Here is a 4,987-nt window from a genome sequence, read left to right on the forward strand (position 1 = left end):
AGCCGGCCCCGCCCGCCCCGCCCACGCCGGAGTTCAAGGTCGTCCGCGAGGCCCCGCCCGCCAAGAGCCAGGCCGCCACCCCCGCCGCACAGGAGAAGAAGACCACGATGTCCGAAGCAGACAAGACCCCGGCCGACGCCTCGGCTGCCGCCACCCCCGCCCCACGCAAGCCCGCCGGTGCCGGCGGCGGCGCGGGTGGCAAGGGCAAGGCCAAGCCGCTGCCCAGCTTCACCGTCACCCTGGCCTACACCGAGGGGGAGTGGACGGTCGGCGCCGTGCAGGGCAGCAAGACGCTGGCCAAGCCCTACGTCATCAAGCCCGCCGAGGCACTCAAAATGGTCTCCCTGCTCGACGTCCCGGGCGTGCACGAGGCCGTCGAGCACATCCTGTCCGCCGAGCGCGCCCAGGCCCAGGCCCACGCCGAAAAACTGCGCGCGGAGCTGGCCGAGCTCGAGGCCAAACTCGCCGAGCTGGGCGCCTGACCCCCACCAACCCCGACTCCGCGCCGCAGGCCCACCCATCACCCCGCCTGCGGCGCCCCCTCCCTGCTCGGCGGCCTGTCGCGGCACCAACCTCATGGTCAACCCGCAAGCCCGGGAACGGTCCGCGCACGCCGTTTCCCGCGTTGCGGCGCCGGAACGGCTTGTCCGATCGCCGGTCCGACCCGCAAGCGGCGGGCGAGGACCGCCCTGCCTGCGACCGCTGTTCGGCCTGAAAGACGGTGCGCCGTCACGGACCGCCCTCGCAGGGCACCCTGATGGTTCGCCGGCGGGAGCTACCCTGCAAGGCATGAGCATCGTCCTGGTCGCGCTCGTGAACCGGCACGGCGAGTTGCTGCTGCGCATGCGCGATGAGCAGTCGGCCGTGCGGGCCAACCGGTGGAGCCTGATCGGCGGCGCCTGCGGCTCCGGCGAATCCCCCAAGCAGGCGGCCATCCGGCTGACGCGCGAGCAGACCGGCCTGGCGCCGGACCCGGCCGGGTTGCGCCTGGCGTGGCGGGGCAGCATCCCGGACCCGCTGGTACAGACATTCCTGTACGCGGCACGCATTCCCGCCGCGACCGCCGACATCACCACCGACGCGATCCCGGGGGCGCTGGCCCGCCGCGGCGAATACGTGGTGCAGTTCGTGCCCGGGCCCGAGGTCCAAAGTGGACGCGCGTTCAGCCCCGCGTCCGGCTTCGTCGTCGGACCGTTCCTGGACTCGCGGCTGTACCGGGAACTGGCCGAAGGTCTCGACCTCGACGAGCTGGCCTGATCATGAAGTTGGCGTGACGACCCGCCGCCGAGCATGGACGTAAGTTCATGATCGACGCGGAGGGGGTCAGTGGGGGATGTGGGTGGGGGAGAGGCGTTTGCGGAAGACCCAGTAGGTCCAGCCCTGGTAGAGCAGGACCAGCGGGGTGAACACCAGCGCCACCCACGACATGATCCGCAGCGTGTAGGGCGTGGACGAGGCATTGGTCACGGTCAGGCTGTTGGCCTCGGCCGGCGTCGATGGGAGCACGTTCGGGTACAGGCCGGCGAACAGGGCCGCCACCGCGAGCGCGATCGCCGTGGCCGTGCCGACGAACGCCCAGCCTTCGCGCCCGGCCCGGTTGGCGACGAGCCCCGCGGCCAGACCCAGCACCGCGATCACTCCGAACACGACGGACAATGTCGACGCCCGCTGCGCGAACGTCCACGCCAGGAAGGCCACGGCCACCACGCCCGCGCCCAGCCCGGCCCGGAACGCCAGCCGGTTGGCCCGCGCCCGGATGTCGCCGGTGGTCTTGAGCGCCACGAAAATCGCCCCGTGCGTGACGAACAGCACCAGCGTGGTCAGCCCACCCAGCAGCGCGTAGGGATTCAACAGATCCATCTGGGTACCGGCGTACTCGTGCGCCGCGTCCAGCCGGACCCCGCGCACGATGTTGCCGAACACCACCCCCCACAGCACGGCCGGGATCAGCGAGCCGAAGAAGATGGCTTTGTCCCAGCGGGCCTGCCACACCGGCTCGGGGCGCTTGCCGCGGTACTCGAACGCCACGCCGCGCACGATCAGCGCCGCCAGGATCAGCAGCAGCGGCAGGTAAAATCCGGAAAACAGGGTGGCATACCACTCCGGGAACGCGGCGAACATCGCCCCACCCGCCGTGATCACCCACACCTCGTTGCCGTCCCACACCGGGCCGATCGTGTTGATGAGCACCCGCCGCCCGGTGTTGTCGCGCCCCAGCACCGGCAGCAGCATGCCCACGCCGAAGTCGAACCCCTCCAGCACGAAATAGCCCACGAACAGCACGGCGATCAGCCCGAACCACAGGTCGTGAAGTTCCACAGTGGACTCCTAGTACGCGAAGGCCAGTTGTTCCGGCTGTTGCGGCTCTTTGATCTCGGGTGTGCCGGCCCGGGCGAAGCGCACCAGCAGCCCCACCTCCACCACCGCCAGCACTCCATAAAGGACACTGAACACGGCCAGCGACGTGGCCACGTCGGCGGCGGCCACCGACGGCGAGGCCGCCTCGGCGGTGAGCATCTGCCCGAACACGATCCACGGCTGCCGGCCCATCTCGGTGAACACCCAGCCGGTGGTGTTGGCCGCCAAAGGCAGCAGCGGCAACGCGAGCGCCGCCCGCGCCAGCCACGGCCCGTATCGGTCGCGGCGCATGGCCCACAGCGCCCACAACGCGATCAGCGCCGCGGCCGCCCCGAACCCGATCATCAGCCGGAACGTCCAGTAGGTCACCGGGATGATCGGCGTGTAGGAGCCCTCGCCGTATTTGGCGACGTATTCGGCCCGCAGGTCGTTGATGCCGTGCACGGTGCCGTCCCAGTCGCCGGTGCCCAGCCACGACAGCAGCCCCGGGATCTCGATCTGGTACACCGGACGCGACCCGTCCAGCGTGCCGATCGTCAGGACCGAAAACGGCGCCGGCGACTGCGTCTCGTACAGCCCTTCGGCGGCGGCCATCTTCATCGGCTGCACCTGCGTCATGATCTTGCCTTGGATGTCGCCGGTGAACAGCAGCGCGCCCATCGCCGCCAGCGTCGTCCACGCGCCCACCTTCAGCGCGCTGCGATACGCCGCCGTGTCGGCGGACTGCCTGCGCAGATGCCACAGCGCCACCGCCGTCACCAGCCCACCGGCGGCCAGGAACGCACCGGCGACCGTATGCGGTACCGTAATCAGATTGACCTTGTTGGTCAGCACCGCCCAGAAGTCGGTCAGCTCGGCCCGCCCCTTGTCGGGGTTGTATCTGAAGCCCACCGGGTTCTGCATCCACGAGTTGGCCGCCAGGATGAAGAAGGCCGACAGCACCGTGCCGACCGCCGCGATCCACAGACAGGCCAGGTGCACCCGCTTGGGCAGCCGGTCCCAGCCGAAAATCCACAACCCGAGGAACGTCGACTCCAGGAAGAACGCCAGCAGCGCCTCGATGGCCAGCGGCGCGCCGAAGATGTCACCCACGAACCGCGAATAGGTCGACCAGTTCATGCCGAACTGGAACTCCTGCACGATCCCGGTGACCACACCCATCGCGAAGTTGATCAGGAACAGTTTGCCGTAGAACTTGGTCAGCCGCAGCCACTTCTCGTCGCCCGTGCGCACCCACGCGGTCTGGAAGGCGGCCACCATGAACGCCATGCCGATGGTCAGCGGGACGAACAGGAAGTGGTACACCGTGGTGATGCCGAACTGCCATCGGGCCAGCTCAGTCGCGTCCATGAGGCGACCATACGTCGTGTGTAAGGATGTTCGATCGTGAAACAGCCCACTTCCGCCGCAGCCCTGCTGGTTACCAGGTGCTTGAGCCGCTTGAGCGTCACCGGTATCGACAATCTCACAACGCGCGGGGCGTGCGTGCTGGCGTCCAATCACATCAGTCCGTTCGACCCGGTGGTGCTCACCGCCGCGACCGGGCTGGCGGGGGCGTTCCCGGCGTTCATGTCACACCCGGGCCCGTTCCAGACCCCGATCCTGGGCTGGTTGATGCGCCGCTGGGGACACATCCGGGTGGACCGCGACACCCCCAACGCGCCGCAGGCGCTGCACGACGCCGTGGCCGTGCTGGGTACCGGCCGGTCCGTGCTCATCTACCCCGAGGGCCGCATCAGCCGTGACCCGGGCCTGTGGCCGGAGAAGGGCAAGACCGGCGTCGGGCGGCTCGTGCTGGCCACCGGCGCACCGGTGATCCCGGTGGCGGTGTGGGGCGCGCACGAGGTCGTGCCCTACGACGCGCCGCGCGGCATGTGGCCGCGGCTGTGGCATTCGCTGCGGCACAAGCCGACCGTCAAAGTCCACTTCGGACTCCCGGTGGACCTGTCGGGCATCGACCCGGCCCGCCCCGGCGCGGCGCAGAAGGCCACCGACCGCGTCATGGACGCCGTCACCGCCGCGCTGGAGCCGCTGCGCGCCGACGAACCCGACCTGCCCCGCTACATCGACCCGACCCGGCCCGTGACGACCGCCCGAAGCCGCAGAATCAGATCATGACGATGCTTGAGCTTGCCGACTTCCGCGAACGCGTCGCGCGGCTGTATCTGTCCGATGTGGACCTGGACGGGTTCCGCCGCGGGCGGGCCGAACTGTTCGCCACCCACCCGCAGTCGCCTCTTGCGCCGGGCGCGCCGGCCCCGGCGTACTTCCCGCCCAATCCCGGCGCCATCGTCGACGCCGTGCTGGCGCCGGCCGACGGCGGGTACAGCGTGGACACCGGCGACACCGACGGCGTGGTCGCCTACCGGCGGCTGGGCATCGCCGCCACACCGTTCGGGCCGCTGACCCTGTTCTGGATCGACGCCTACGGCGGCGGGCTGTTCCTGCCGTTTCGCGACACCACGGCCGGCACGCTCACCTACGGCGGCGGAAGGTACCTGACCGACACCGTCAAGGGCACGTTCGGGCGCGGTGTGCGGCTGCTGGGGCCCGACCGGGTGCGGCTGGACTTCAACTACGCCTACAACCCTTCGTGCGCCTACTCGCCGCGCTGGACCTGCCCGCTGGC

At 70.0% G+C, this 4,987-nt stretch carries 5 protein-coding genes and 1 pseudogene; 4 read left to right on the forward strand and 2 right to left on the reverse strand.

Annotated features, from left to right (window positions below; genetic code table 11):
• Together DM816_RS45035 and DM816_RS40085 are read left to right on the forward strand one after the other, a co-directional pair.
• A pseudogene (locus DM816_RS45035) lies at positions 1-482 on the forward strand (hypothetical protein); the annotation flags it as partial.
• Between the two features lie 307 nt (positions 483-789).
• Positions 790-1,257, forward strand: a complete 468-nt coding sequence (locus DM816_RS40085) for an NUDIX domain-containing protein (protein WP_162908343.1) — start codon at positions 790-792, stop codon at positions 1,255-1,257.
• A 66-nt stretch (positions 1,258-1,323) separates the two neighbouring features.
• Here DM816_RS40085 and cydB read toward each other — a convergent pair whose 3' ends face one another.
• Together cydB and DM816_RS40095 are read right to left on the reverse strand one after the other, a co-directional pair.
• Positions 1,324-2,319 (reverse strand): cytochrome d ubiquinol oxidase subunit II, encoded by a 996-nt coding sequence (cydB, locus tag DM816_RS40090; protein WP_117215688.1) that lies wholly within the window; start codon positions 2,317-2,319, stop codon positions 1,324-1,326.
• A gap of 9 nt (positions 2,320-2,328) precedes the next feature.
• Positions 2,329-3,708 carry a cytochrome ubiquinol oxidase subunit I gene (locus DM816_RS40095; RefSeq protein WP_117215689.1) on the reverse strand — a complete coding sequence of 460 codons (1,380 nt, stop codon included), beginning with the start codon at positions 3,706-3,708 and terminating at the stop codon, positions 2,329-2,331.
• A 36-nt stretch (positions 3,709-3,744) separates the two neighbouring features.
• Here DM816_RS40095 and DM816_RS40100 point away from each other — a divergent pair, with 36 nt between their 5' ends.
• Together DM816_RS40100 and DM816_RS40105 are read left to right on the forward strand one after the other, a co-directional pair.
• Positions 3,745-4,476, forward strand: a complete 732-nt coding sequence (locus tag DM816_RS40100; RefSeq protein ID WP_246002679.1) for a lysophospholipid acyltransferase family protein — start codon at positions 3,745-3,747, stop codon at positions 4,474-4,476.
• Positions 4,473-4,987 (forward strand): DUF1684 domain-containing protein (locus tag DM816_RS40105; RefSeq protein WP_162908344.1); only part of this gene is annotated, 515 nt, incomplete at its 3' end. The genes DM816_RS40100 and DM816_RS40105, both read left to right, overlap by 4 nt.

This window comes from Allorhizocola rhizosphaerae (assembly GCF_003426775.1).
Classification (GTDB): domain Bacteria; phylum Actinomycetota; class Actinomycetes; order Mycobacteriales; family Micromonosporaceae; genus Allorhizocola; species Allorhizocola rhizosphaerae.